At 66.4% G+C, this 22,696-nt stretch carries 27 protein-coding genes and 1 tRNA gene; 12 read left to right on the plus strand and 16 right to left on the minus strand.

Annotation, left to right across the window (positions count from 1 at the left end):
* Positions 1 to 5 precede the first annotated feature (5 nt).
* Complete coding sequence (locus tag BM449_RS03185) at positions 6 to 233, plus strand: hypothetical protein (RefSeq protein WP_071801916.1); 228 nt, start codon at positions 6 to 8, stop codon at positions 231 to 233.
* Here BM449_RS03185 and fabG read toward each other — a convergent pair whose 3' ends face one another.
* The 3 genes from fabG to BM449_RS03200 are packed head-to-tail and all read right to left on the minus strand — an operon-like array spanning position 234 to position 3,087.
* The gene (fabG, locus tag BM449_RS03190; protein ID WP_071800034.1) at positions 234 to 992 is read right to left on the minus strand and encodes a 3-oxoacyl-[acyl-carrier-protein] reductase; all 759 of its coding nucleotides are present in this window, start codon (positions 990 to 992) and stop codon (positions 234 to 236) included.
* A gap of 52 nt (positions 993 to 1,044) precedes the next feature.
* Positions 1,045 to 2,181, minus strand: coding sequence for a potassium channel protein (locus tag BM449_RS03195; protein ID WP_071800035.1), 1,137 nt, complete (start codon positions 2,179 to 2,181; stop codon positions 1,045 to 1,047).
* A gap of 45 nt (positions 2,182 to 2,226) precedes the next feature.
* On the minus strand, positions 2,227 to 3,087 hold the full coding sequence (locus BM449_RS03200) for an ADP-heptose--LPS heptosyltransferase (RefSeq protein WP_071800036.1): 861 nt from the start codon (positions 3,085 to 3,087) through the stop codon (positions 2,227 to 2,229).
* Positions 3,088 to 3,166: 79 nt separating this feature from the next.
* On the opposite strand from BM449_RS03200, the gene ispD reads away from it, so the two are divergent.
* Entirely contained in the window at positions 3,167 to 3,850 is a 684-nt protein-coding gene (ispD, locus tag BM449_RS03205; RefSeq protein ID WP_071801917.1) for a 2-C-methyl-D-erythritol 4-phosphate cytidylyltransferase, read from the plus strand.
* On the opposite strand, the gene BM449_RS03210 is transcribed toward ispD, so the two are convergent.
* Positions 3,847 to 4,758 carry an LD-carboxypeptidase gene (locus BM449_RS03210; RefSeq protein WP_071800037.1) on the minus strand — a complete coding sequence of 304 codons (912 nt, stop codon included), beginning with the start codon at positions 4,756 to 4,758 and terminating at the stop codon, positions 3,847 to 3,849. The genes ispD and BM449_RS03210 overlap by 4 nt on opposite strands.
* The gene (locus BM449_RS03215; protein WP_071800038.1) at positions 4,755 to 5,636 is read right to left on the minus strand and encodes a 4-hydroxybenzoate polyprenyltransferase; all 882 of its coding nucleotides are present in this window, start codon (positions 5,634 to 5,636) and stop codon (positions 4,755 to 4,757) included. Before BM449_RS03215 ends, BM449_RS03210 begins: the two co-directional genes overlap by 4 nt.
* A 146-nt stretch (positions 5,637 to 5,782) precedes the next feature.
* On the opposite strand from BM449_RS03215, the gene BM449_RS03220 reads away from it, so the two are divergent.
* Both BM449_RS03220 and BM449_RS03225 read left to right on the plus strand, forming a co-directional pair.
* Positions 5,783 to 7,411 carry a Ppx/GppA phosphatase family protein gene (locus BM449_RS03220; RefSeq protein WP_071801918.1) on the plus strand — a complete coding sequence of 543 codons (1,629 nt, stop codon included), beginning with the start codon at positions 5,783 to 5,785 and terminating at the stop codon, positions 7,409 to 7,411.
* Positions 7,412 to 7,520: 109 nt separating this feature from the next.
* A complete protein-coding gene (locus BM449_RS03225) occupies positions 7,521 to 7,736 on the plus strand; it encodes a YqaE/Pmp3 family membrane protein (RefSeq protein WP_071801919.1) in 216 nt (71 codons plus the stop codon).
* A gap of 353 nt (positions 7,737 to 8,089) precedes the next feature.
* On the opposite strand, the gene BM449_RS03230 is transcribed toward BM449_RS03225, so the two are convergent.
* Positions 8,090 to 8,161, minus strand: a tRNA-Val gene (locus tag BM449_RS03230).
* Between the two features lie 53 nt (positions 8,162 to 8,214).
* Between BM449_RS03230 and BM449_RS03235 the strand changes: the two genes are divergently transcribed.
* Complete coding sequence (locus BM449_RS03235; RefSeq protein ID WP_083544367.1) at positions 8,215 to 9,135, plus strand: EamA family transporter; 921 nt, start codon at positions 8,215 to 8,217, stop codon at positions 9,133 to 9,135.
* A gap of 50 nt (positions 9,136 to 9,185) precedes the next feature.
* Here BM449_RS03235 and cobM read toward each other — a convergent pair whose 3' ends face one another.
* The 4 genes from cobM to BM449_RS03255 all read right to left on the minus strand — a co-directional run bounded on the left by cobM (position 9,186) and on the right by BM449_RS03255 (position 12,467).
* Positions 9,186 to 9,998 (minus strand): precorrin-4 C(11)-methyltransferase, encoded by an 813-nt coding sequence (gene cobM, locus BM449_RS03240; protein WP_071801920.1) that lies wholly within the window; start codon positions 9,996 to 9,998, stop codon positions 9,186 to 9,188.
* Positions 9,998 to 10,855, minus strand: a complete 858-nt coding sequence (lgt, locus tag BM449_RS03245; protein ID WP_233831016.1) for a prolipoprotein diacylglyceryl transferase — start codon at positions 10,853 to 10,855, stop codon at positions 9,998 to 10,000. Before lgt ends, cobM begins: the two co-directional genes overlap by 1 nt.
* A 62-nt stretch (positions 10,856 to 10,917) precedes the next feature.
* Entirely contained in the window at positions 10,918 to 11,886 is a 969-nt protein-coding gene (petA, locus tag BM449_RS03250; protein WP_071801922.1) for an apocytochrome f, read from the minus strand.
* A gap of 44 nt (positions 11,887 to 11,930) precedes the next feature.
* Entirely contained in the window at positions 11,931 to 12,467 is a 537-nt protein-coding gene (locus BM449_RS03255; protein WP_071800040.1) for a cytochrome b6-f complex iron-sulfur subunit, read from the minus strand.
* 130 nt (positions 12,468 to 12,597) lie between these two features.
* Between BM449_RS03255 and BM449_RS03260 the strand changes: the two genes are divergently transcribed.
* Positions 12,598 to 12,966, plus strand: coding sequence for a DUF3067 family protein (locus BM449_RS03260; protein WP_233831018.1), 369 nt, complete (start codon positions 12,598 to 12,600; stop codon positions 12,964 to 12,966).
* A gap of 24 nt (positions 12,967 to 12,990) precedes the next feature.
* Here BM449_RS03260 and tatC read toward each other — a convergent pair whose 3' ends face one another.
* Together tatC and BM449_RS03270 are read right to left on the minus strand one after the other, a co-directional pair.
* On the minus strand, positions 12,991 to 13,815 hold the full coding sequence (tatC, locus tag BM449_RS03265; RefSeq protein ID WP_071800041.1) for a twin-arginine translocase subunit TatC: 825 nt from the start codon (positions 13,813 to 13,815) through the stop codon (positions 12,991 to 12,993).
* A complete protein-coding gene (locus BM449_RS03270) occupies positions 13,812 to 15,524 on the minus strand; it encodes an NFACT RNA binding domain-containing protein (protein ID WP_071800042.1) in 1,713 nt (570 codons plus the stop codon). Before BM449_RS03270 ends, tatC begins: the two co-directional genes overlap by 4 nt.
* 57 nt (positions 15,525 to 15,581) lie before the next feature.
* Between BM449_RS03270 and gmk the strand changes: the two genes are divergently transcribed.
* On the plus strand, positions 15,582 to 16,178 hold the full coding sequence (gene gmk / locus BM449_RS03275) for a guanylate kinase (protein WP_233831020.1): 597 nt from the start codon (positions 15,582 to 15,584) through the stop codon (positions 16,176 to 16,178).
* Positions 16,179 to 16,423: 245 nt separating this feature from the next.
* Here gmk and BM449_RS03280 read toward each other — a convergent pair whose 3' ends face one another.
* Together BM449_RS03280 and BM449_RS03285 are read right to left on the minus strand one after the other, a co-directional pair.
* Positions 16,424 to 16,534 carry a Photosystem I reaction center subunit IX gene (locus BM449_RS03280; RefSeq protein WP_071800043.1) on the minus strand — a complete coding sequence of 37 codons (111 nt, stop codon included), beginning with the start codon at positions 16,532 to 16,534 and terminating at the stop codon, positions 16,424 to 16,426.
* A gap of 11 nt (positions 16,535 to 16,545) precedes the next feature.
* Positions 16,546 to 17,025 carry a Photosystem I reaction center subunit III gene (locus tag BM449_RS03285; RefSeq protein ID WP_071800044.1) on the minus strand — a complete coding sequence of 160 codons (480 nt, stop codon included), beginning with the start codon at positions 17,023 to 17,025 and terminating at the stop codon, positions 16,546 to 16,548.
* Positions 17,026 to 17,101: 76 nt separating this feature from the next.
* On the opposite strand from BM449_RS03285, the gene tsaD reads away from it, so the two are divergent.
* The 3 genes from tsaD (at position 17,102) to wecB (ending at position 19,662) form a co-directional block, all read left to right on the plus strand.
* On the plus strand, positions 17,102 to 18,187 hold the full coding sequence (gene tsaD, locus BM449_RS03290) for a tRNA (adenosine(37)-N6)-threonylcarbamoyltransferase complex transferase subunit TsaD (RefSeq protein ID WP_071800045.1): 1,086 nt from the start codon (positions 17,102 to 17,104) through the stop codon (positions 18,185 to 18,187).
* 126 nt (positions 18,188 to 18,313) lie between these two features.
* A complete protein-coding gene (locus BM449_RS14605; RefSeq protein WP_120352818.1) occupies positions 18,314 to 18,448 on the plus strand; it encodes a high light inducible protein in 135 nt (44 codons plus the stop codon).
* Between the two features lie 83 nt (positions 18,449 to 18,531).
* Positions 18,532 to 19,662 (plus strand): UDP-N-acetylglucosamine 2-epimerase (non-hydrolyzing), encoded by a 1,131-nt coding sequence (gene wecB, locus BM449_RS03300; protein ID WP_071800047.1) that lies wholly within the window; start codon positions 18,532 to 18,534, stop codon positions 19,660 to 19,662.
* 26 nt (positions 19,663 to 19,688) lie between these two features.
* On the opposite strand, the gene BM449_RS03305 is transcribed toward wecB, so the two are convergent.
* A complete protein-coding gene (locus BM449_RS03305) occupies positions 19,689 to 20,750 on the minus strand; it encodes an efflux RND transporter periplasmic adaptor subunit (RefSeq protein WP_233831233.1) in 1,062 nt (353 codons plus the stop codon).
* Positions 20,751 to 20,988: 238 nt separating this feature from the next.
* Here BM449_RS03305 and ychF point away from each other — a divergent pair, with 238 nt between their 5' ends.
* Together ychF and BM449_RS15310 are read left to right on the plus strand one after the other, a co-directional pair.
* On the plus strand, positions 20,989 to 22,080 hold the full coding sequence (ychF, locus tag BM449_RS03310; protein WP_071800048.1) for a redox-regulated ATPase YchF: 1,092 nt from the start codon (positions 20,989 to 20,991) through the stop codon (positions 22,078 to 22,080).
* A 14-nt stretch (positions 22,081 to 22,094) separates the two neighbouring features.
* Positions 22,095 to 22,412, plus strand: a complete 318-nt coding sequence (locus tag BM449_RS15310; RefSeq protein WP_233831022.1) for a hypothetical protein — start codon at positions 22,095 to 22,097, stop codon at positions 22,410 to 22,412.
* Between the two features lie 58 nt (positions 22,413 to 22,470).
* On the opposite strand, the gene BM449_RS03320 is transcribed toward BM449_RS15310, so the two are convergent.
* Positions 22,471 to 22,638: a hypothetical protein gene (locus BM449_RS03320; RefSeq protein WP_162922837.1), complete on the minus strand. Its 168-nt coding sequence runs from the start codon at positions 22,636 to 22,638 to the stop codon at positions 22,471 to 22,473.
* Between the last annotated feature and the right edge of the window lie 58 nt (positions 22,639 to 22,696).

Genomic DNA, 22,696 nt, shown 5'->3' on the forward strand with positions numbered 1-22,696 from the left:
AGGAGATGATCACCACGAGCCTGGCTGACGCTCTAAGCGATGGCAGCGCCGATCCGGGGACGGGTCCCAGTGCGATGGCCTTCTTGATCATCACGGGCCTCGGCCTGGCCATGGCCGTGGTCTACGTGCCGATCCGGCTGTTTCTGACCATGACCGTGCGCAGCCGACGGCTGAAGTTGCTGCAACGTATTCGCCGCCTGCGCGAAGAACTGGGACAACCGATCGAGGGCTGATCAGCTCATCAACATGCCGCCATCCACCTGCAAAACCTGGCCAGTGATGTAGGCGGCGGCAGGATCGGCGGCCAGAAAGCGCACGGCGCCGGCCACATCCTCAGGCTGGCCGAGCCGGCCGAGGGGAATCGCCTTGAGAATGGGCTCCACATTCAGGTCCTGGGTCATCTCGGTGGCAATGAAGCCCGGCGCCACGGCATTAACGGTGATGCCGCGGCTGGCGAATTCGGCGGCCGTGCTGCGGGTGAAACCGACCACACCAGCCTTGGCGGCGCTGTAGTTCGTCTGGCCGGCGTTACCGGTCAGGCCGACCACCGAGGTGATGTTGATGATGCGGCCGCGGCGGGCCTTGAGCATGCTGCGGCTCGCAGCCCGGGTGCAGAGAAAAACGCCGGTGAGATTGAGATCGATCACCGCCTTCCAGTCCGCGGTCTTCATGCGCAGGAGCAGGCCATCGCGGGTGATGCCGGCGTTGTTGACCAGCACGTCGAGTCGGCCGCAGCGCTCGAGCACCGCCTGGATCAGCCCGTCCACCTGCCCTTCTTCGGACACGTCCGCCTGGAGGGCATGGGCCCGGCCGCCGGCGGCCTCGATCTCGGCGACCACGGCCTCAGCGGCGCTGGCGGAATTGGCGTAGTTGACCACCACCTCAGCGCCGTCGGCCGCCAGGGCCAAGGCGATGGCACGGCCGATGCCACGGCTCGCCCCGGTGACCAGGGCGGTCTGACCCTGCAGTGGAATGGCTGCGTGAGCGGACATCGGTGGCGAAGCACTGGGCGCCCGCGATCGTATGCCGCCGCTCTCGCCGAGCTCAGCCCGCCATTGCCTCGACGGCGACGAGAGCCTTGCCGAGGATGGCGATGAAGCTCCCCAGCTGCTCCTGGCTACCCATCACCACCAGCATCTGGCCCGGGGCGAGGCGCACCTCACCGCCGGGGTTGGCGATCAGCTTCGACTCTTCCTGTTGGTAGGTGGCACCGCGGTAGCTGTAAGGGTTCCCGACCTTGGGGGCGGGGGTGCGAATCGCCAGCACCATGGCGCCGGAGCGCCGCCCCAGCTCCAGTTCCGCCAGGCTGCGGCCGTTGAGGTCGCCGAGTAGGGCGCCATCCTCACTGAGCTGGAATTCCTCCACTTCGCAGTCTGAAGAGGAGAGCAGATCCATGAAGCGCACCGCCAGGGGGCGCAGGGCCGTGGCGGCCATGGTGCGCCCGCCCGCCACATAGGGGCTCACCACCTGGTTGGCACCGGCCTGGAGCAGCTTGCGTTCCGCTTCTTCGCTATCGGAGCGGGCAATCAGCCGGCAGGCGGGGGCAATTCCGCGGGCACTGAGCACCACATAGAGATTGGCGGCATTGCTGGGCAGGGCTGCCACCAGGCTGCGGCAGCGGTGAATGCCCGCCTCCAGCAGGGTTTCATCGAGGGTGGCATCGGATTGCAGCACAACGATGCCCCGGGCCTCGGCCGCCTCTTTCTGAGCCTGATCCATCTCGATCACGATCAGGGGAACGCCTTCGCTGGCCAGTTGTTCGGCGATTTCACGGCCGATGCGGCCATAGCCGCAGAGGATCACATGGTTTTCCATCGTTTGCAGGTAGCGGCGGAAACGGTTTTCGCGCATGCGGCGGAAGTAACCCGACTCACTCAGACCCAACAGGCTCTGGATGGAGAGCTGAACCACCACCAGGCCGCCGACAATCGAGAACACGGTCACGGCGCGACCGGCGGCGGTGAGGGGATTCACCTCGCCGTAGCCGATGGTGCTGATCGTGATCAACACCATCCAGTAGGAATCGCCCCAATCCCAGCCCTCGACGATCCGGTAGCCGAGCGCCGAGAGGTTGACCACGCTCGCCAATGAAACCAGCGGCGTCAGCCAGGGGTGGCGACGGCGCAGCGACGGCGGTTGGCGGCGGCTGAAGCGGCGTTGGACGTTTTGGGAAGGGAGCATCCAGCGACGCCGTTGAACCGAAGAGCCGTGGAACAGAAGAGCCGGCTAACCGAGCCCGAGGGCTTTGAGCACCTCGGTGACCCCGAGCTGATCGAGGGAACCGGCCTCACCAACACCTTGTACCCCCTGGCGCGCGGGCAGGCTGTCGCCGCTGCGACCCAGCGCCACCAGGGGGGTGCCGGTCAGCAGGGCCAGTTCGCTGAGCAGGGGATCGCTGCTGAGCACCACATCGGCGACAGCCACCTGGGCGGCCTGCTGCGCCGGGCTGCCGCCGCTGGCCTGGCTCACCCGCAGATCAGGCAATTTCGAGCGGATCTGCTCCGGCAAGGCCTGCCAGTGGGCCGCGGGCCAGTCAGCACCGGTTGTGGCCGCTGGGTTGGGGGCCAGCAGCAACAGCGGACCAGGCCCGGGGGGGAGGGCTGCGGTGGCGGCGTCCAGGTCAGATTTCGGCAGCCGCAGCCGGAAGGCGTCGGCCTGCAGGGGCACCTCGATCGGCTGGAGCCAGGCTTCCAGCGCTTGATTCGGCCAGCCGCAGGAGGCAGCCTGTGCGGCCTGGGGCGTGAGTTGGCTGGTGGCCGAAAAGCCAGATCGGGCAATCCGGGTGGGGATGTGGGTGAGGGAGAGCAGCAGGTCGAGGGGCCAACCGGAGGCCAGATTGATACAGGCCTGAAAGTCAGGCTCCCGCACCGCACCGAGCAGGTTGGCCCACTCGGCCAGGCTGACCCCCGACTCAAAGCTGAACGGCAACACCTTCTCGACGGCCGGCAGCAGCTTCCAGACCGCCGCCGCCCCAGCCGGACAGGACACCTGCACCGTGGCAGCGAGGTGGAGGGCGGTGGCGGCCACCGCTGGCATCGCTTGCAGTTGGGTCGCGCTGCCGCCGGGAATCAAAAAAAGAACACGCATCTGGGCAGCGGCAGGCAGGCGTTGCGCGTGCTGATTGTATGGATCGGACCGGGCTTTTCCGGCCCCGAGGGAGACGCTTGTGCATTTGCTGATCGCCGCCGCCGGCAGTGGACGTCGCATGGGGGCGGAGAGCAACAAGTTGCTGCTGCCGCTCGCCGGCCGGCCCGTGCTGGCCTGGAGCCTGGAGGCGGCCCTGGCCTGCCGTGCCATCCGCTGGATCGGGATTGTGGGCCAACCGGTTGATCAGAAGGCCGTGGAGGCCCTGATCCAGACAGCGGCAGCGGACCGGCCGGTGCGCTGGATCGTTGGCGGCGCCAGCCGCCAGGAGTCGGTGCGGCTGGGGCTCGCGGCCTTGCCCGCCGAAGCGACCGGCGTGCTGATCCACGATGGCGCCCGCTGCCTGGTGGCAGCGGAACTGATCGGCCGCTGCGCGGAAGCCGTCGCGGCGGGGGAGGCCGTGATCGCCGCCACGCCGGTGAGCGACACGATCAAGCGGCTGAATGGCGCGCAGCAAGTGGAGGAAACCCTGGATCGCGCCGGGCTCTGGGCCGCCCAGACCCCCCAGGGCTTTCCGGTGGAGGCGTTGCGTTCGGCCCATGCCAGGGCGCTGGAGCAGGGCTGGAGCGTCACCGATGACGCCGCCCTGTTCGAGCGGCTGGGCTGGCCGGTTCGGGTGATCGCCGCTCCGGCTTCCAACCTCAAGATCACCACGCCATTCGATCTCGACGTGGCTGCCGCTGTCCTGGCCCAGCGGGAGGGTTAGGGAATCAGGCTGAGGCGGCCGCTGTCGCCATCAAGGCGGGCCAGCCGGCCCAGCGGCAGCGCCCCGTTGCCTGGGGCATGGCCCACCGGCAACCTGCCCACCACCGGGATGCCAAGGTCGGCGGTGCGTTCGCGCAGCACCTGCTCGAGGCTGAAGCGATGCTGGGGCGGCTCGCTGGATTCGACGGGATCGTCGCAGTCAAGGAAACTGCCGAAGCCAAGACCAGCCAGCTGTTGCAAGGCGCCGCAGAGGCGCCAGTGGGTGAGCAGGCGCTCGATCCGGTAGGGCGCCTCGCCCACGTCTTCCAGGATCAGCACAGCCCCCGCCAGAGGAGGCAGAAACGGGGTGCCGAGCAGGTGGGTCGCCACCGTGAGGTTGGCCACCAGCAGGGGGCCTTCCGCCACGCCGCCCTGCCAGGGTTCGCCCTGCAACGGCGGCAGCGGCTCACCGAACAGCAACGCCCGCAGCCGCTGCTGGCTCCACTCCGGCTCGCTGGCCAGGCCCGTGACCATCGGCCCGTGGATGCCACCGCCGAGCCCCAGCGCCAGGCGCGCCCAGAGCAAGGAGGTGACATCGGAATAACCCAGCAACCAGCCTGCCTGCTCGGGCAGGGGCTGCTCCAGCAGCCGGGCTGACCCCCAACCACCGCGCACACAGGCCAGCAGGCGGGCCCGGGCCTCCAGATCGCCGCGGCGCTGCTGGTCGTCTCCGGCCATGTAGCCCCAACGCCGGCCGGGATCAAACGGACGTTCCACCACCAAGCCCCAGTCCTCAAGCACGGCCACCCCCTGCTCCAGCCGGCCAGGGTCGCCGAGGGCTGAACTGGCCGCGACCAGCCCCACCCGCTCACCGGGCCGCAAAGGCGGCGGCGACAGAACCGGCCTGGCGGGGCGCCAGGAGGCGCTCATGCGGCCCGTCCAAGCAGCAGGGCCAGCCAGAGCAGGCCACCGAGCTGAACCTGGCGGTGGAAGTGGCGGCCGAACAGGCCAGCGGCAGGCTGACCCCGCAACAACCGGGCCTGTTGTTGCATGCCGATCGCCGCCAGGGCCCAGAGCGGCCAGAAGGGCCAGGACACCCCCTGCAACAGGGCGGCGAGCGCCAGAAACAGTGCCGTCAGGCCGTAACAGATCGCCACGACGGCAGGGGCCGCAGGCCCGAGGCTGAGCGCACTGCTGCGCAGGCCCAGGGCGGCATCATCGCGCCGATCGGCCATGGCGTACACCGTGTCAAAGCCGAAGGTCCACAGCAATGTGGCCGCCCAGACCAGTCCCAGGGGCCAGCCACCGGCAACCTCACCGGTGGCCGCAGCCCAGGGGATCAGCACCGCGAAACCCCAGCAGAAGGCCAGCAGCAACTGGGGGAAAGCCAACCAGCGTTTGGCAGAGGGATAGAGCAGCACCGCCGGCAAGGTCGCCAGGGCCAGCAGCAGGGCAGCCCCCCGCCCTTCTTCCGGCAGCAGCCCTACCACCAGCAGGGCCAGCAGCAGGCAGAGCACGAGCAGAACGGCGGCGCTGGCCACACTCACCCGACCACTGGCGAGGGGTCGGTCCTTGGTGCGCTCCACCAAAGGGTCGATGCGCCGGTCCCAGAGGTCGTTGGCGACACAGCCGGCACCGCTGACGGCGAGGCCGCCAAGACCAATCAAGCCGACGAGGGCGGCCGCCGGAGGCCCCTCGGGCAGCAGCCAGAGGGACCAGCCGGCTGGGATCAACAGGATGAGACGACCACTGGGCTTCTGCCAGCGCAGCAGGGCGACCCAACCCCGCAGGGTGGCGCGGATGTGCATCGCGGCAGATTAGGTGGGGGGGCAAGGCCATTCGAGCCTCACGGTGTGATCCAGTTGTGCTTCGGTCGTTTCTGGCTGTTCTTGGGTGGCTGCCAATTGGCTCTGGAGTGGCAAAGTGACGCCGTTTGCGCCGGGCCTTCGATCGGATGCCAGCCTCCCAAGCCCTCCCGGAGCCGGCAGCGGCGCTGCGCCATGTCGCGGCCATCGACATCGGCACCAACTCGATTCACCTGCTGATCGCAGCAGTTGATCCGGGCCTGCGCAGTTTTCGCGTTGTTCAAGCAGAAAAATCCAGTGCACGGCTGGGTGAACGGGATCCCGACACGGGCCTGCTGACCCCGGCGGCGATCGAGCGGGCCCTGCTCGCCCTGGGCCATTACCGCGAGCTGGCCGACAGCCATGGCGCCGAGCAGATTCTCACCGCCGCCACCAGCGCCGTGCGCGAGGCGCCCAACGGCCGCGAGTTCCTGCAGATGGTGCAGGACCGCCACGGCCTTGAGGTGGATCTGGTCAGCGGTCCGGAAGAAGCCCGGCTGATTTATCTGGGAGTGCTCTCGGGCATGGCCTTCGGTGATCAGGCCCACCTGATCCTCGACATCGGCGGCGGCTCCACCGAACTGATCCTGGCTGACGGGCGCGATGCCCGCGAGCTCACCAGCACCCGGGTCGGAGCGGTGCGATTGCATCGGGATTTCGTCGACCAGGACCCCCTGCCACCGGCGCTGCTGACCTTTTTACGGGCCTTCATCCAGGGATCCCTTGAGCCCGCCGTCGTCCGCGTCCAGCGGGGGCTTAAGCCAGGTGAAGTGCCCGTGCTTGTGGCCACCAGCGGCACGGCGATCACCCTGGCCGCTCTCGCGGCTGCCCAGGAGGAGCGGCCACCCCTGCGGCTGCAGGGGTTCAAGGTCAGTCGTGAGCGGATCGATCAGCTGGTGAATCAACTGGCGGCCATGACGCTCGACGAGCGCAGGGCGATCCCGGCGATCAATGAACGTCGGGCCGAAATCATCGTGCCCGGTGCCCTGGTGCTGCAGAAGGCGATGGAGATGCTCAAGCTCAAGGAGCTGGTGATCAGCGACCGGGCCCTGCGCGAGGGGCTGATCGTCGACTGGATGCTGCGCCATGGCCTGATCGTCGATCGCTTCAGCTTTCAGAGCAGCGTGCGTCAACGCACTGTTGAAGATCTCGCCCGCCGCTTCCGCGTCGACCTGCCAAGGGCCAGCCGGGTTACCGCCCACGCCCTCACCCTCTACGAGCAGTGCCAAGGCTTGCTCCATCACGACCAGGGCGAAGGCCGTCAACTGCTCTGGGCTGCCGCGATGCTGCACACCTGCGGGCAGCACATCAACATCAGCGCCTATCACAAGCACAGCTGGTACCTGATCCGCCACGGCGATCTGCTGGGCTACTCCGAGACCGAACAGGTGATGGTGGCAGCCATCGCCCGCTACCACCGCCGCAGCCTGCCGAAAAAACGCCACGAGGCCTGGTTGCAGCTGGCCAGCAGCGAGCAACGCCAGACCGTCGGGGCGATGGCGCTGCTGCTGCGCTTAGCCGCCTCCCTTGATCGCCGCCCAACCCCGGCGGTGCAGGCGATCAAGGTCAGTGCCAGGAGCGGGGTGCTGAAGATCGCCCTGGAGGCCGCAAGCCCTGGCCTTGATCTCAGCCTGGAGCGCTGGAGCCTGGCCGCCTGCGCCGAGCCCCTGGCTGAAGCGACCGGCGTGAAGCTGGTGGTGGACGCCCTGGCGCCACTGATCGGCGGGCCTGTTCCCTGAGCGGAAGCAACGGCTCGCCACTCCTCACCAACCGTCATTGGGAACCATGACAAAGCGGTGGAGACGTTCCGACCATCCGCCTTAATGGAGAACCAGCGCTCCTTTGTTCATGACGGTCGGCGACATTTTAAAGATCATTCTCGCCTTCATCCTTCCCCCCTTGGCTGTGGCCACCCAGGTGGGCTTCACTGGTGCCTTCTGGCTCAACCTGCCGTTCTGGCTTGTAGGCATTTGCGCAAAATGGCTGCCGATGATCGGCCTGCTGTTGGTATTGTACCCAATAGCTATTATCCACGCCATTTATATCATTCTGGCGCGGAAGTAAGTTCAATCGCCTAGGCCCAAGAGCGATCACAATCCCTTTACAGCCAAGGCGGGTTGGACCATTCCCCAAGGCCATCGATCTCTGATTGATCGCACCTGCTGACAACACGCTTGCATCGTCTCCGGCAAAGTTACGGGAATAGTTACTGACAAAGCGTGGCCGACAACAATACCTGGCGAGTAACTGACAATTTCAATTGAGAATTATGTTGGCAAAGCTGCCAACGATCCAGGAGAAAAATCAAAAACACAATGCCAGAGACAAGCTCTTTCAAAGAACGTCGATCTCGCTTTTGTTTTCGCTCTATGCGATCAACTGAATACGCGGAATGAAAGGCTTTGAGCCATTGTCAATGGGCGATACTGGATTCGAACCAGTGACCCCTTCCGTGTGAAGGAAGTGCGCTACCGCTGTGCTAATCGCCCGCATCCACAGATCTTAAAACACCGCCAGCAGCTCGCTCCCCTCCGACCCGCCTGTGTTGTCCTACTGGCCGGTTCTGGCCCTGCTCACGGCCTGCTGTGAAACCGGCCGTGACCTCGCCACCCGCAGCTTGCTGCGCCGCAGTGGCTGGCCCACCAACCTGGTGATGGGTCTGAGCTGCCTGGTCTCGGCCCTACTGACCCTGCCGTTTCTCAGGCTGATGGTCCAGCCCTCCGACCTGCCCCAGTTGTTGCTTGCCCTGGCGGCCAGTGGGCTGGTTAATGCGGTGGCCTTCTGGGCCTATGGCCGCGCCCTGGCCGCCGGCGAGCTCAGCCTGGTTCTGCCACTGATCAACCTCTCACCGCTGGTGCTGCTGTTCAGTGGCTGGTGGCTGCTGGGCGAGCGTCCCACCCTCAGCTCCAGTGCCGGTGTGGCGCTGTTGGTGCTGGGGGCGTTGCTGCTGGGACGAGGGACGGCCGCTGGCTCCAGCTTGGTTCAGAGCCCCGGTGCACGGCCGATGCTGCTGGTGGCGGTGCTCTGGGGCGTGGCAGCCAGCTTCGACAAGCTCGGCGTTCAAGCCAGCGGCAGCCTGGCCTGGGTGGCGTTGTTCAACCTGGCGGTGGCCCTGCCGCTGCTCACCCCGGCCGTGTTCCAGGCCCAGGCCAATGGCAGCCTCTCAACGGCTGGAACCTGGCGGCAAGCACTGGCCAGCAAGCACTGTTGGCAATTGCTGGCTCTACTGCTGGTCTGCGGTCTGATGGGTGCGGTCGGCATGGTCAGCCAGATGGAGGCGCTGCGCTTCACGGCCGTCGTCCATGTGATTGCGATCAAGCGGCTGAGCACACTGCTCAGCGCCATCGCCGGAGTGGTCTGGCTGGGAGAACCCCGCGGAGCCCTGCGCCTGCCTGGAGCCACCTTGATGCTTGCCGGAGCGGTGAGCTTGCTGGCCATTGGCATCCGCCAGCCGATCCAGTGAGCTGAGGTCCAGTGAGCTGAGATCCAGTGAACCCAGATCCACTCCCACGTTCAGGGTGTGGACGGAGAGGCTATTGAAGGTGAGGGTGTTAAAGGAGCAAGCCTGTCGCCGGCGGGGCGAAACAGATGGTCGTGACTGGCGGAATAGAGCTTGGAGCGTGCCTGGGTGGGGGCTGCAAGCGCCGGGCTGACCACGTACAGCGTGGTGCGGATCAATTGGCGCTCCCGGCTGGTGGTAGCCATCTCCCGCAACGGCACCAGCTGCAGCCACTGGTCTGGCCAGCTGACCCGATAGCCAATCGCCACAGGGGTTTCCGGAGGGTAGTGCTGCAAGAGAACCTCCTGCACCTCTTCGACATGGCGGGCACTGAGGTAGAGGCAGAGCGAGGCGCGCAGGGCCGCGAGCCGCTCCAGCGACTCGCGCTCCGGCACGCCGGTGCGGCCTGAAGCGCGGCTGAGCACGATGGTCTGTACCAGACCGGGGATGGTGAGTTCGGCCTGCAGGGCAGCGGCGGTGGCCTGATAGGCACTCAGACCAGGCACCACCTCCACGTCCAGGCCGGCATCGCCAAGCCGGCAGATTTGCTCGGCCAGAGCGCCATAGAGACAGGGGTCGCCGTCATGGAGGCGCACCACCTGGAGACCAGCCCGGGCACGATCGATCACCAGCTCCATCACCTGCTCCAGGGTGAGGGTGCTGGTGCGGATCCGCTCGCAGTCCGCGCCTGCCAATGCAGCGATCTGGGGAGACACGAGCGAATCCGTCCAGATCAGGACCTCAGCCGCCTCAATGGCCCGGGCCGCGCGCAGGGTGAGCAGGTCGATCGCACCCGGACCTGCACCGACGATGCGAACAGGATGGATCAAGAACCGCTCCGCAGGGGGGTCTCTTTGCCCGGATCTGGCAGGGCTCGTTGACAGCCATAAAGCCACCAGAGGCCAAAAGCACCGATCACAATCAGCACCAAGCTCATCAGTTGGGCCATGCGCAGGCCGCCTTCACAGAAGGGTGGAATCGAGAACAGGCAGAGCGGATCAAGGCGTAGTCCCTCGATCCAGAAGCGCCCGACGCTGTAGGCGATCAGATAGGTGCAGCTGAGGGCACCATTCGGCAGCGAGATCTTGCCGCGCTCACCCAGTCGGAAAAGAATCAGCAACAGGGCCAGAACACCCAGGTTCCAGAACGACTCGTAGAGGAAGGTGGGGTGGAAGAAAGCCTCATCGATGAACGGCGCCGGCCGATTGATGGCCGGAATCGAGAGTTTCCAGGGCAGATTGGTGGGCAGGCCAAAGGCCTCGGAATTGAAGAAATTGCCCCAGCGGCCGATCGCCTGGCCCAGGGCGACCGAAGGAACGAGCACATCGAGCAGGTTCCAGAAGGCCAACTTGCGCCAGCGGCAATAAACAATCACCGCCAGGGTGCCGCCGATCAAAGCCCCATGGATGGCGATGCCGCCCTGCCAGATCGCCAAGGCATCGAACCAGTTGAGCTGGTACTGGCGCCACTCCAGCGCCACGTAATAAAGGCGAGCTCCGAGTACGGCGGCGAGCACCAGGATCGGCAGCAGATCGGCAATCACCGCCGCTTCGATGCCGCGGCGACGGCCGAGGCGTGTGGCCAGCACCAGACCCACCAGCACGGCCAGCGCAATCAGCAGGCCGTACCAGCGCACCGTGACCGGCCCGAGCTCAAACAGGAGCGGGCCTGGAGAACGGAACATCGCGATAGGCAGGTCTGGAGCGAACATCATGGGTTGATCGCCTCAGTACGGAGTGGCTGGAGTCAAACGCCCTCGGCGGCCTGAACCTTCTCCACCTGCTTCTTCTTCAGCACCAGCAGAATCTGGGCAATGACCACCGCTGCGAAGAAGGCGAGCATGCCGTAGATGCGCACCGGGTTTTGAAGCACGATCTCAGCATCGAGCTGGCCGAAACCACCCACACCTGGATCGTTGGAGATCGGTGCACCGGCCGCCAGGACATCGCCAACGGCCACCACAACGGAGGGGCCAGCTGGAACGGTGTCACTGACGCTGGTGCCATCGGCGGCAGTGATTTCCACCACCGAAGCGCCGGCATCACCAGGGGTGATGGCACTGACGGTGCCAGCCACTGAAGCGTTGTAGACGGTGTTGTTGCTCTTCTCACCGGTGGGGTACACCTGGCCGCGGCCGCGGTTTCCGCCCACATGCAGGGAATACTTACCGAAGTGAATGTTGCTGTCCGTGCCGGGATCGGGCGAGAGGATCGGAAAGACGATTTCCTGGTGCAGATCGCCAGGGAGCGGGCCCACAAGAAGAATGTTGGGGTTGTCGTCGCTGTACTGGGTGAAGTAGACGCCTGAAGTTTCCTCTTTGAGTTCCTCGGTGAGGCGTTCTTCTGGGGCGAGCTTGAAGCCATCAGGCAACATCACCACGGCACCGACGTTGAGGCTGGTGCGGCTGCCGTCGGCTCCCACCTGCTGCAGGCTGGTGTCATAGGGAATTTTGACGACGGCCTTGAAGACCGTGTCGGGCATCACCGCCTGGGGAACCTCAACCTGGGTGACCCTCTTGGCGAGGTGGCAGTTCGCACAAACAAGCTTGCCGGTGGCTTCACGGGGGCTGTCGTAGTTCTGCTGAGCCCAGAAGGGGTAGGCCCAACTGGCCTGGGGAGCCGCCAACAGGGGAATCAGCAGGAGTGGGGCCAATAGCAGCGGCAGGAGCAGGCCAGTGGAGCTCAACCGGCTGATGGAGGCAAGGAGGCGGCGCATGGGCGGATTGAACAGGCGGGAGGAAGGGGGAAACACGCGGTCAATCAAGCCCACCAAGGCTTCTCCCCGGTGCGGAAATCGGTGTCCGACCACTGGCTCAGGAACACGGTGTCGTTCTCGACCGCGACATTGGCCAGGGCCAACGACAGCGGAGCGGGGCCGCGAACCACCTTGCCTGTGGCGTCGTACTGACTGCCGTGGCAGGGACACACAAATTTGTTGGCGCCGTTGTTCCAGGGCACAACGCAACCCAGGTGGGTGCAGATCGCATTGATGCCGTAGCTGCCGATCGCCTCGGGGCCCTCCACCAGGAGATAGGTGGGATCACCTTTCAGCCCCTGAACCAGGCTGCGGTCGCCTTCCTTGTGGGTGGAGAGCCAACCGCTGGCTGTGACCGTGTTGCCGAGTTCATCCTTGGCGCTGATGCCGCCACCGCCACCGGCGGGTTTGGGCGGGATGAAATAGCGGGCCACGGGATAGAGCGCACCGAGGGCAACGCCGGTGACGGACCCGAAAGTGAGCAGATTCATGAACTGCCGACGACCCATTCCGGGCACGTCGCTCGCTGGGATCTGGGTCATAGGAGCGTTCCTGGGTGCCGCGGCAACGTGGTGACCATTATTACCGCTGGCCTTGCCGCCACGCTTTGCCCTGGCAGGGATCCGGCCAGAGAGCGCAACATGCTGTTGTGGAGTTGGGACCCCGGTCGCCGTGCCTTTAAGCCCTAGCAGCGCCGATTCAGGCCCGGATCGTGCCGCCGAACCCCTGGCGCTCGATGAGGTGCTGCAGCTGCTGCGCAGTCGCTGGCAGGCTTCTTACGACCTGCAATTGGTTCAACGCCGGGGGCGCCTGCACCTGCAGGTGATGTGGGCGTACCTGGAGCAGCAGTCGTTTCCGCTCGACGCCGCGGGCTATGCCGAGAAGCTGCAGCAATTGCTCGAAGTGCTCAATGGTCTGGGGGTGGCCCAGCAGGTACGCCAGTGGCTTCAGACAACCCGGGACAAGCCCAGGCTGGGCAAGGCGATGAGCCTGACGTTGCAACCAGGCGCCGGCGGTCGCAGCCGCGAATTCCTGCTGTGAGCTGGCCAGCTCGGACCTGGCCAATCAGGAAGGTGCCGGCCGCAAGCGCTCGGCCATGGCCACCAGCCCCACACCGATCAAGAACAGCGCGGTGATCGCGCCGCCGAGCAGCAGCATCGTGACCGGATCGGTGGAGGGGGTCAGCACCGCGCCAGCGATTGCCGCCACGAGCACCACCGAGCGCCAGGCGCCCAGCATCGTTTCCGCCGAGATCAGGCCGAACGCCCCGAGCAGCAACTGCAGCACCGGCAACTGAAAGGCCAGGCCGGTGGCCACCATCAGCAACAGCACAAAATCCAGATAGCGCTCGATCGACCAGATCGGCTCGACCACATCCGCTCCGTAATTCACCAGGAAGCGGAGCGCCGCCGGCGCCAGGGCCCACCAGGCGAAGGCGATTCCAGCGAGAAAGAGCACCGCTGAACCAGCTACCGCCGGTGCCACCAACCGCCGTTCCCGCCGCGTCAGGCCGGGCAGAACGAAGGCCAGCACCTCGTAGAGGATGTAAGGAAGGGCCAGGCTGAGGCCGGCGTAACCCGCCACCTTGAACGACACGAACAGGAATTCACCGGGCGCCAACTGCAGGAAACGCATGCCCTCGGCAGGAACCTCCAACAGCTTCACCAGCGGGCGAGCCAGGGCCAGGCAGGCGGCCGCCGCCAGCAGCAGCACCAGCAGGCTGCGCAGCACCCGGCGCCTGAGTTCCTCGAGGTGATCCACCAGGCTCATCTCCACCTCACCGGGAAACTCATCCGGCAGCGGAGTGGCCCTCACGGGCGGCACCCGGATCGGCGGCGGTGGCGAAGCGGCGGGGATGGGAGGTGGCAGGGGGGTAGGAAGTTCGCTCATGGTGCTGACCTGGCGCCGAGGCTAGGGACCAGGGGCGCGCCGCGGCCCGGATCCCCCCAGACCACCTCACCGCCGCGATGGCGCACCGTGCCTGGACCGGCACCGGCGATCCGCTGCAACTGGTCACTGGGCACCATCACCACCGCCACGCGCCGGTTGCCGCGGGCCCGGCTGAAGTGGGCGGCAAGGTCAGCGGCGGCCTGCAGGTCCTGCTCGCCTGCAGGGGCTTCGGAGCTCTTGAGGATTACATGGCTGCCCGGGCACTCCTGGGCGTGGAACCAGAGATCACCGCGGCGGGCCTGGCTGAGGCTGATCCAGTCGTTTTGGCGATGGTTGCGGCCCACCTGCACCCGCAGGCCCCCGGGGGTGCGCAGCTCCAGGGGCTGCGGCGTCGCCTGGGCCTTCGGCGGCGCAGGGCGCCGTTGGCGAGCGCGCTGATCGGCGCTGCCGCGATCCAGCAGCGCCTCGATGTCCTGCTCCAGGGCCAGCAGGTCGTCGGCTTGATCAGCGTGTTGCTCGAGAAAGGTGAGGCTGCTGTCGATCTGCTCGAGGGTGCGGTCGTGGAGTTCCAGCCGTGGCGTGATCGCGGCCACCGAGCGCCGCAGCCGCCGGGCGCGTTTGTAGAGGCTCTGGGCCTCACTGATCTCCCCGCGGCTGGGGCTGAGTCCGCACAACAGGGCATCGGCCTGCCGCTGGAGGGCATTGGTGTTCTCCACCTGATCCAGCAGCGCCTGCTGCTGATCCCGCTGGCGCTGCTGCCGCGCCCGGGCCGCCAGCAGCCGTTGTTCCAGCTGCAGCCGCCGCGCCACGGCCTCCTGCCGGGCCAGCAGGGGCCCGTAGTAGGCGGCCAGCGCTGCATTCACCCCAGCAGCCGGCGCCTCCGTTCCCCAGCAGCGGTAGGCCGTGACGCGGCCATGGCTGGGGCCGGAGGCAAAACCGAACCGCTCCTGCTCCAGGTCGGTGAGCCAGCGTTGCCATTGGCACCACAGCTCCTGCCACTGGTGCTCCTCCAGCGCGTTCACCGGCATGGCGAGCAGCTGGCATGCCTGCTCGGGCTGATCACCGGCCAGTTGCAGGGCCAGGGCCGGGCTGATCCCCTGGTAGGTCTGCTGCAGGGCCTTCTGCAGGCTGACCGGCACCAGCGAGAGGCGGCGGCGCCAGCGCTCCATCCCCTCGGCTCTGCTGGGTAGATCCCCCTGCAGGGCGGGCGGAGGGCTGTAAAGATCTCCGCTGCCGATCGGCCGCAGCCGCGACTGTTGCTGCCGCACCTGCCGGGCCAGGGCGATCACCCGCCGCTGGCCATCGAGCAGAAAGAGATTGCTGCGGCGACCCATCAGTTCAATGATCAAGCAGCGGCTGCACGGTTCTCCTGGCCTGGCCGCGAACTGCAGCTCCACCACCCGCTCCCAGCCGGTCTGCTCAATGGCCACCAGGGCCAGGCCAGCCAGACCGTGCTGCAGCTGCTGGGCCAGGGTGCTGCCCTGGCCCTGGCGGGGAGGGGAATCGATCGCCAGCATCCGCGGCGCCTCGGCCTGCCAGCTGATCTCCAGCCAGTGGAGGCCCCGCTGACTGCGCAGGCCCAGTTGCAGGCTGTGGGGGGTGGGTTGCTGGGCTTTCTCGAAGCGGCTGGGCAGCAACGGCGGCCGCAGCTCGGCCAGCACCGCCCGCAAGGTGGTGAGATCAACGGGCTGGAGCAGCGTGGCGTTCATCGCAGCGAGGACGCGACACGGACTCCCTACTCTGCTGTCTCACTGCGCCGTGGAGCGATGGGGGTGGCGACGGACATGGCAGGGCCTTCAGCGCCCCAACCGGGGCGACTCCACGTGATCACCGGGCCCAGTGGCGTCGGCAAGGGCACCTTGATCAACGCCCTCCGCCAGAAGCACCCCCAGATCTGGCTGTCGGTGTCGGCCACCACCCGCGAGCCGCGCAGCGGTGAGCGCGATGGGGAGCACTATTTCTTCCTGAAGCGCCCCCGCTTCGAGCAACTGGTGGCCGAGGCGGGGTTGCTGGAGTGGGCCGAATTCGCGGGCAATCTCTATGGCACCCCGCGCCAGCCGGTGGAGATGCACCTGGCGGCCGGCCAGCCGGTGCTGCTGGAAATCGAGCTGGAGGGGGCCCGTCAGGTGCGGCGCAGTTTCCCCCAGGGATTTCAGCTGCTGATCAAACCGCCGTCTTTTGCCGAACTGGAGCGGCGCATCCGCGCGCGCGGCACCGACAGCGCCGCGGCCATCGAGCGCCGGCTCCAGCGGGCCCGCCTGGAGCTTCAGGCCGAAGCGGAATTCGATGCCGTGCTGGTGAACGGCGATCTGGGCCAGGCCCTGGACGAACTCGAAGCCCAGCTCGGCCTGGCCACAGGCTGAGTGGGCCCTTCGCCACAAAAAAGCGGCCCCAAAGAGCCGCGGATCGAAAGGTAAGGATGGGGCAGGTCCTGCAGAAATGCTGGCCCCGACAAGAACCGGATCCAGACCATTAAGTCAAGAAACCATCAAGTCAAGAAAAACGCAGCCCAGATGTTCATCGAGGAACGTTTTCTGCAGGCAAAGGCCTGAAGGCAAAGGTTTGCAAGCAGACCTTTGCGGAGAGTTCGCTCAGAGGAAGCGAATGATCAACGAATGATCAGATCGGGGAAGAGGCGGAAAATCTCGATCGTGAGCCCGGCTGTGAAGGTGAACCAGACGGCAGCCACGACCGGTGCGGTGGTGAGGAATTTCTTCATGGTTAGGGGAATCAGCGGGGGGAGACGGTCACTTTGGAGTCGGCTTCAATCATTTTTCCACTGACGAACTCATTGAACGCTGCCAGGGGCCAGACGGCAGCCGCCAGGGTGGATTTGAACGCCAGGGGCATGTCGATCTGGATTTCACGCATGGTGGCATCCTTGCTACCGCGGATAGCCATCAAGTAAGCGCGGCCGGCCCAGCCAATCGTGCCAGCGATGTAGAGGAAAAGCAGACCCGGGATCAGGAAATCACCGGCATGGCTGAAGCGGCCATCGACGATCAGACGGGGCAGCCCATCGGTGCCACAGAGAGCCTGGCCGTAGTTCGTGAACCGGGCCTTGGCCTGGGGGGTAGCGGCGGCACTGGCGCGCTCCTGAAAACGGGGGGTTTCTGCGCAAGGGGTGAGCCCGGCGATATCGGCGTGCGCCATGGGGGCGAAGCCGATGATCAGAAGGGCGGAAATCAGAAGGGCGAAGAGGCGGCGCATCGGTTCCGGTACCTGGGAAAGACCTGCCGCAGGGCAGGATGTCACTCCGGGACAGTAAGGGAGTTCCAGGGAGCCCATGCCCACGGTTCTGGCCGTCGAAACAAGTTGTGACGAGTCGGCTGCTGCCGTGGTGCGTGACCAGCAGGTGCTGGCCAGCGCCGTGGCGTCCCAGATGGAGGAGCACGCCCGCTGGGGCGGGGTGGTGCCGGAAATCGCCTCCCGCCGCCACGTCGAAGCCCTGCCCCAGCTGATCGCCGAGGTGATGGCCACCGCCGGCCTGGCCTTCAGTGATCTCGATGCGATCGCCGCCACCGCCGCTCCCGGCCTGGTGGGCGCCCTGCTGGTGGGCTCACTCACCGGCCGCACCCTGGCCCGCCTCCACGACCTGCCCTTCCTGGCCATCCACCACCTCGAAGGGCACCTCTGTTCGGTGCTGCTGGGGGAGCCACTGCCGAAGGGACCCTATCTCGTCCTGTTGGTCAGCGGCGGCCACACCGAACTGATCCGCGTCGATGGGGTGGGGGCCTACACCCGCCTGGGCCGCAGCCATGACGACGCCGCCGGCGAGGCCTTCGACAAAGTCGCCCGGCTGCTGGGGCTGGGATACCCAGGTGGCCCGGCGATCGAGGCGGCGGCAAGCGCCGGCGACCCGCTGCGCTTTCGCTTTCCCCAGGGGCGCGTCTCCCGCCCGGACGGGGGCTTCTATCCCTATGACTTCAGCTTCAGTGGCCTCAAGACCGCGGTGCTGCGCCTGACCCAGAAACTGGCGAACGGGGAGAGCACAGGCCAGCCAGGCGAGGCGGCGTTACCGATCGCCGATCTGGCCGCCAGCTTTGAGCACGGAGTGGCCGACGTCCTGGTGGAGCGCAGTTGCCGCTGCGCCAGGGACAATGGCCTGGGCACGTTGGTGCTGGTGGGAGGGGTGGCCGCCAATCGCCGCTTGCGCCAGCGGTTGGCGATTCGTTGTCAGGAGCTCGGCCTGACCTGGCGGGTGGCTCCGATGGCCTACTGCACCGACAACGCAGCCATGATCGGCGTGGCGGCGACCCGGCGCTTTGCCAGTGGCTTCCGCAGTTCCACAGCCCTGGGGGTGGCGGCGCGACTGCCCCTGGAGCACGCCGATCTCCTCTATGGTCCAGCCGCTGAGTTTTCTTTCCCTTAAGCTGAAGGGGCTTTACCGGTTGGTCCAATGGCTCCAGCTGAGGCTAGCGATCAGGCTTCAGGCCCCGCTCCAACCGTTCGCGATCAAGCCGTTGAAACGGCTGATGCTGATCAGGACACTGTCGTCGTGGTGGCCGGCGATGAACTCAATGCCTGGCGACGTGGGTTCACACCCCAGGCCGAGATCTGGAATGGCCGCTTGGCGATGCTTGGGCTCTCCCTTGGCATCGCCTCCCTGCTGCTGATTCGGCTGCTCACTTGACGGGTTGCTTCCATCGCTGCGGCGAGGTGCTTGCGGGAAGCCGGAGAACGCATCTTTAGGATTCTCCCCACCGCCATGGCCCTTTGACCGCCCCCGCACCGCTGGTCACGATCGTGCTGGGCACCCGGCCTGAAGCGATCAAACTGGCGCCAGTGATCCTGGCTTTTCAGGCGGCTGCCGACCTGCGGACCCGGGTGGTGCTGACCGGCCAGCACCGCGAAATGGTGAGCCAGGTGATGGAGCTGTTCGGCCTGTGCGCCGACCGCGACCTGGCCCTGATGGCACCGCGCCAGACCCTCACCCACGTCACCTGCGCGGCCTTGCAGGGGTTGCGCGAGGAGTTCAGCGAGCACCGTCCCGACCTGGTGCTCGTACAGGGCGACACCAGCACGGCCTTCGCCTCAGCCCTCGCCGCCTTCTACGAGCAGATCCCCGTTGGCCATGTGGAGGCGGGGCTGCGCACCGACAACCTGCTCGATCCCTTCCCCGAAGAGGCCAACCGCCGCCTGATCTCACAGTTGGGCCAGCTCCATTTCGCCCCCACCGGCGTTTCCGAGGCCAACCTCAAGGCCTCCGGCGTGGTCGGCAGGATCCTGGTGACGGGGAACACGGTGATCGACGCCCTGCTGCGCATGGCCCAAACCGCCCCCCAGCTGGAGCTTCCTGGCCTCAACTGGCAGGAGCAGCGGGTGATCCTGGCCACCGTGCACCGTCGCGAAAACTGGGGCGAGCGGCTCGAATCGATCGGGCGGGGCTTCCTGGAGCTGCTGGATCGTCACCCGGACACAGCCCTGCTGCTGCCGCTGCACCGCAATCCCACCGTGCGCGAACCCCTCGAGGCCCTGCTGGGCCACCACCCGCGCGCCTTCCTGACCGAGCCCCTGGATTACGACCGGCTGGTGGCGGCGATCCGCGGCGCCACCCTGTTGCTCACCGATTCCGGCGGCCTGCAGGAGGAGGCCCCTGCCCTGGGCAAGCCGGTGCTGGTGCTGCGCCGCACCACCGAGAGGCCTGAGGCAGTCAGCGCCGGAACGGCCAAGCTGATCGGCACTGATTCTGAGGCGATCGTGCGGGAGGCGAGCCTTCTGCTGGATGATGCCGGCGCCTATGCAGCCATGGCCCAGGCCCGCAATCCCTTCGGCGACGGCCAGGCCAGCGGCCGCATCCTGGCCGCCAGCCGTGAATTTCTGGCTGAACGAACAACAATGAGCTAACAGCCTTGAACAATTCCGCTGTGCGCCTAGTCCCGCTCGGATGATTTGGCCCAGGGCGGCAGATCGATGAACAACCGGGTGCCGGGCTCGATGCCTTCGAGGATCTGGGTGTTGCGGCCACTGCTGGAGCCCAGCGTCACCGCCTGGAAGGTGGGCTGATCGTCCTTGCCGACCACCAGCACGCCCGGCCGGCCGCCCTCGGTGACCACAGCCACAGTGGGAACGAGGGTTTCGGCGGCGAGGGTGCCGGTCTGGAAATCGATGTCGGCGGTCATGCCGATGCGCAGCTCGTCGTGGGGATCCACCAGCTGCAGTTTCACTTCAAAAGAGGTGACGTTGTTGGTTTCCACAGCCCGAGGCGCGATCTGACGCACCCGTGCCGCGAAACGGCGATCAGGGAAGGCATCCACCCGCACATTGGCCCCCTGACCAAGAACAACCCTGCCGATATCACTTTCCGGCACGCTCGCCACCGCCTCAAGCCCCTGGGCCAGCTCCACCACCGAGGAACTCGAGGCGCCGGCATTGGCCGAGGCGGAGGTGGTGGGGGTCACGAAAGCGCCGGGATCAGCGAAGCGCTGAGTGATCACCCCATCAAAGGGGGCGCGGATCGTCAGCTCTCCGCGCTCCACGTTGCGCTGGCTGCTGCGTTGCCTGGCGGCATCGAGGGCGGCCTTGCTGGTGAGCAGGCGGGTGCCGAAGGAGGCGAAATCGTCCTGGCTGATCGCACCGTGCTCAAAAAGGCTGCGCCGCCGTTCGTACTCCGAGCGGCTGCGGGCGTACTCCGCCTCAGCCTGGCGCACCTGGGCCTTGAGCTCGTTCTCGCGGTCCTGAAGGTCGCCGCTGTCCATCAGGGCAATGGGCTGACCTTGCCGCACCGCCTGGCCTTCCACCACATAAAGCTTTTCCAGCACACCGCCACGCTTGGGACTGACATTGACGCTGCGGACAGCTTCAAGTTCGCCGGTGCTGGTGACAACCCCCGGCAAGGTGCCGCGCTCGGCCAGGGCGGTGTAGGGGGTCAGATCCCGTTGGGAGCTGGCGCGTTGACGCTGCCAGAGGCCCAGACCGCCGGCCACGACAAGCAGGCCGACCAGGCCGATCCAGAACAGGCGGCGGGGTCGGCGCCTGGCTTGGGTGGTCCTGGGCTGGGGAACAGGGGCAACCGTGGGGGCGGAGCGCTCCACCGGCGGTGCGGGCTCAAGGGTGCGGCGGGAGATGGGGCTGCGGCGATCGCTGTTCCCAGTCTTCCTTGTGGCGGCGAAAACTGTGGCTTGCCGCTGGGGTGGAGGATGCGGCGAAGGGGCGCCACGTAGATTTGAGCCCATGCTCAAAGCCGGAATCGTCGGACTGCCCAACGTGGGCAAATCCACCCTTTTCAATGCCCTGGTGGCCAATGCCCAGGCCCAGGCCGCCAATTTCCCCTTCTGCACGATCGAGCCGAACGTGGGCAGCGTGGCTGTTCCAGACCCCCGGCTGAAGTTGCTCTCGGATGTGTCCAGCTCCAAGGAGATCATTCCAACCCGGGTGGAGTTCGTTGACATCGCCGGGCTGGTCAAAGGGGCGAGCCAGGGGGAAGGGCTGGGCAACAAATTCCTCGCCACCATCCGCGAAGTCGACGCGATCGTGCATGTGGTGCGCTGCTTCCGCGATGACGACGTGATCCACGTCTCCGGCAACGTTGACCCAGGGCGGGACGCCGAGATCATCAACCTGGAGCTGGGGCTGGCCGACCTGGCCCAGGTGGAGAAGCGCCGCGAGCGGCTGAAGAAACAGATGCGCACCAGCAAGGAGGCGCTGGCTGAAGACCAGATCCTTGAGCGCATCCAAACCGTGCTGGAGGCCGGTGGGGCGGCCCGCAGCCTGGGCCTGGGCGAGGAGGAACTCGCGGTGCTGCGGCCCCTTGGCCTGCTCACGCTCAAGCCGATCATCTACGCCACCAACGTGAGCGAAGACGACCTGTCCGGCGGCAATGCCTTCACCGCAGCCGTTGAGACACTGGCGACCAAGGAGGGCGCGGAAACAGTGCGCATCTCAGCGCAGGTGGAAGCCGAACTGATCGAGCTCGGCGCCGAAGAGCGGGCCGACTACCTCGAAGGGCTCGGTGTCAGCGAAGGCGGGCTGCGTAGCCTGATCGGCGCCACCTACCGCCTGCTGGGCCTGCGCACCTACTTCACCACCGGTGAGAAGGAAACCCGCGCCTGGACGATCACCGCCGGCATGACCGCTCCCCAGGCGGCCGGCGTGATCCACACCGATTTCGAGCGGGGCTTCATCCGCGCCCAGACGATCGGCTACCAGCAGCTGCTCGAAGCCGGCTCCCTGGGCGAGGCCCGCACCAAAGGCTGGCTGCGCAGTGAGGGCAAGGAGTATGTGGTAGCCGAAGGCGACGTGATGGAATTCCTATTCAACGTCTGACCGCTCAGGCCGCCGTGAGGCCGACTTTGATCCCGATTCCTGCAGGCCGGGAGGGCCTTGCCCCAGACTGGCTGCAGCTGCAACCGCGCGCGATGGCTGAATCCAGTTCCAGCTTCGAGCCCACCGACCCCGTGGATCCAAGCGTCACCGGCACACCCGAAGGCGGCAACGATTCCGCCTCCCCAGAGGCCAAGCCCCACAACTTCGACGTCCAAAAAGAGCTGCACCGCCGCATTCGCAACGATCCCGACTACGACGACTGGGAGTACGGCACCGAACCCCTGCCCCATGAGCTGGGCGGCTGGGTCGCCAAAAAACCTGCGGCGGAGTAGGCCTGGGCTGTACGCCGCTCAGCCAGCTCCTATCTGCTGGATCCGTTGAACTCGATCTTCAGTAGAGAGCCGGCGTCGAAGCGGCGATCTTGTTCAGGTGAATGCCCAGGTAGGCGGCTTCTTGGCTCAGGGCCATTTTCATGCTGCTGTTGCCGGCGGCAGAAGCAGCGGTGAAACGGACGAGCAACGAATCACGAAGGGCTTGATCGCGGGCTGGGCTGGACATGGCTTTGGGCATTGAGCTGGAGCGGGCGAAGCGGAAAACTGATCCGTAGCTGAAGCAT

The sequence above is a fragment of the Synechococcus sp. SynAce01 genome, from assembly GCF_001885215.1.
In the GTDB taxonomy this organism is placed as follows: Bacteria; Cyanobacteriota; Cyanobacteriia; order PCC-6307; family Cyanobiaceae; genus Regnicoccus; species Regnicoccus frigidus.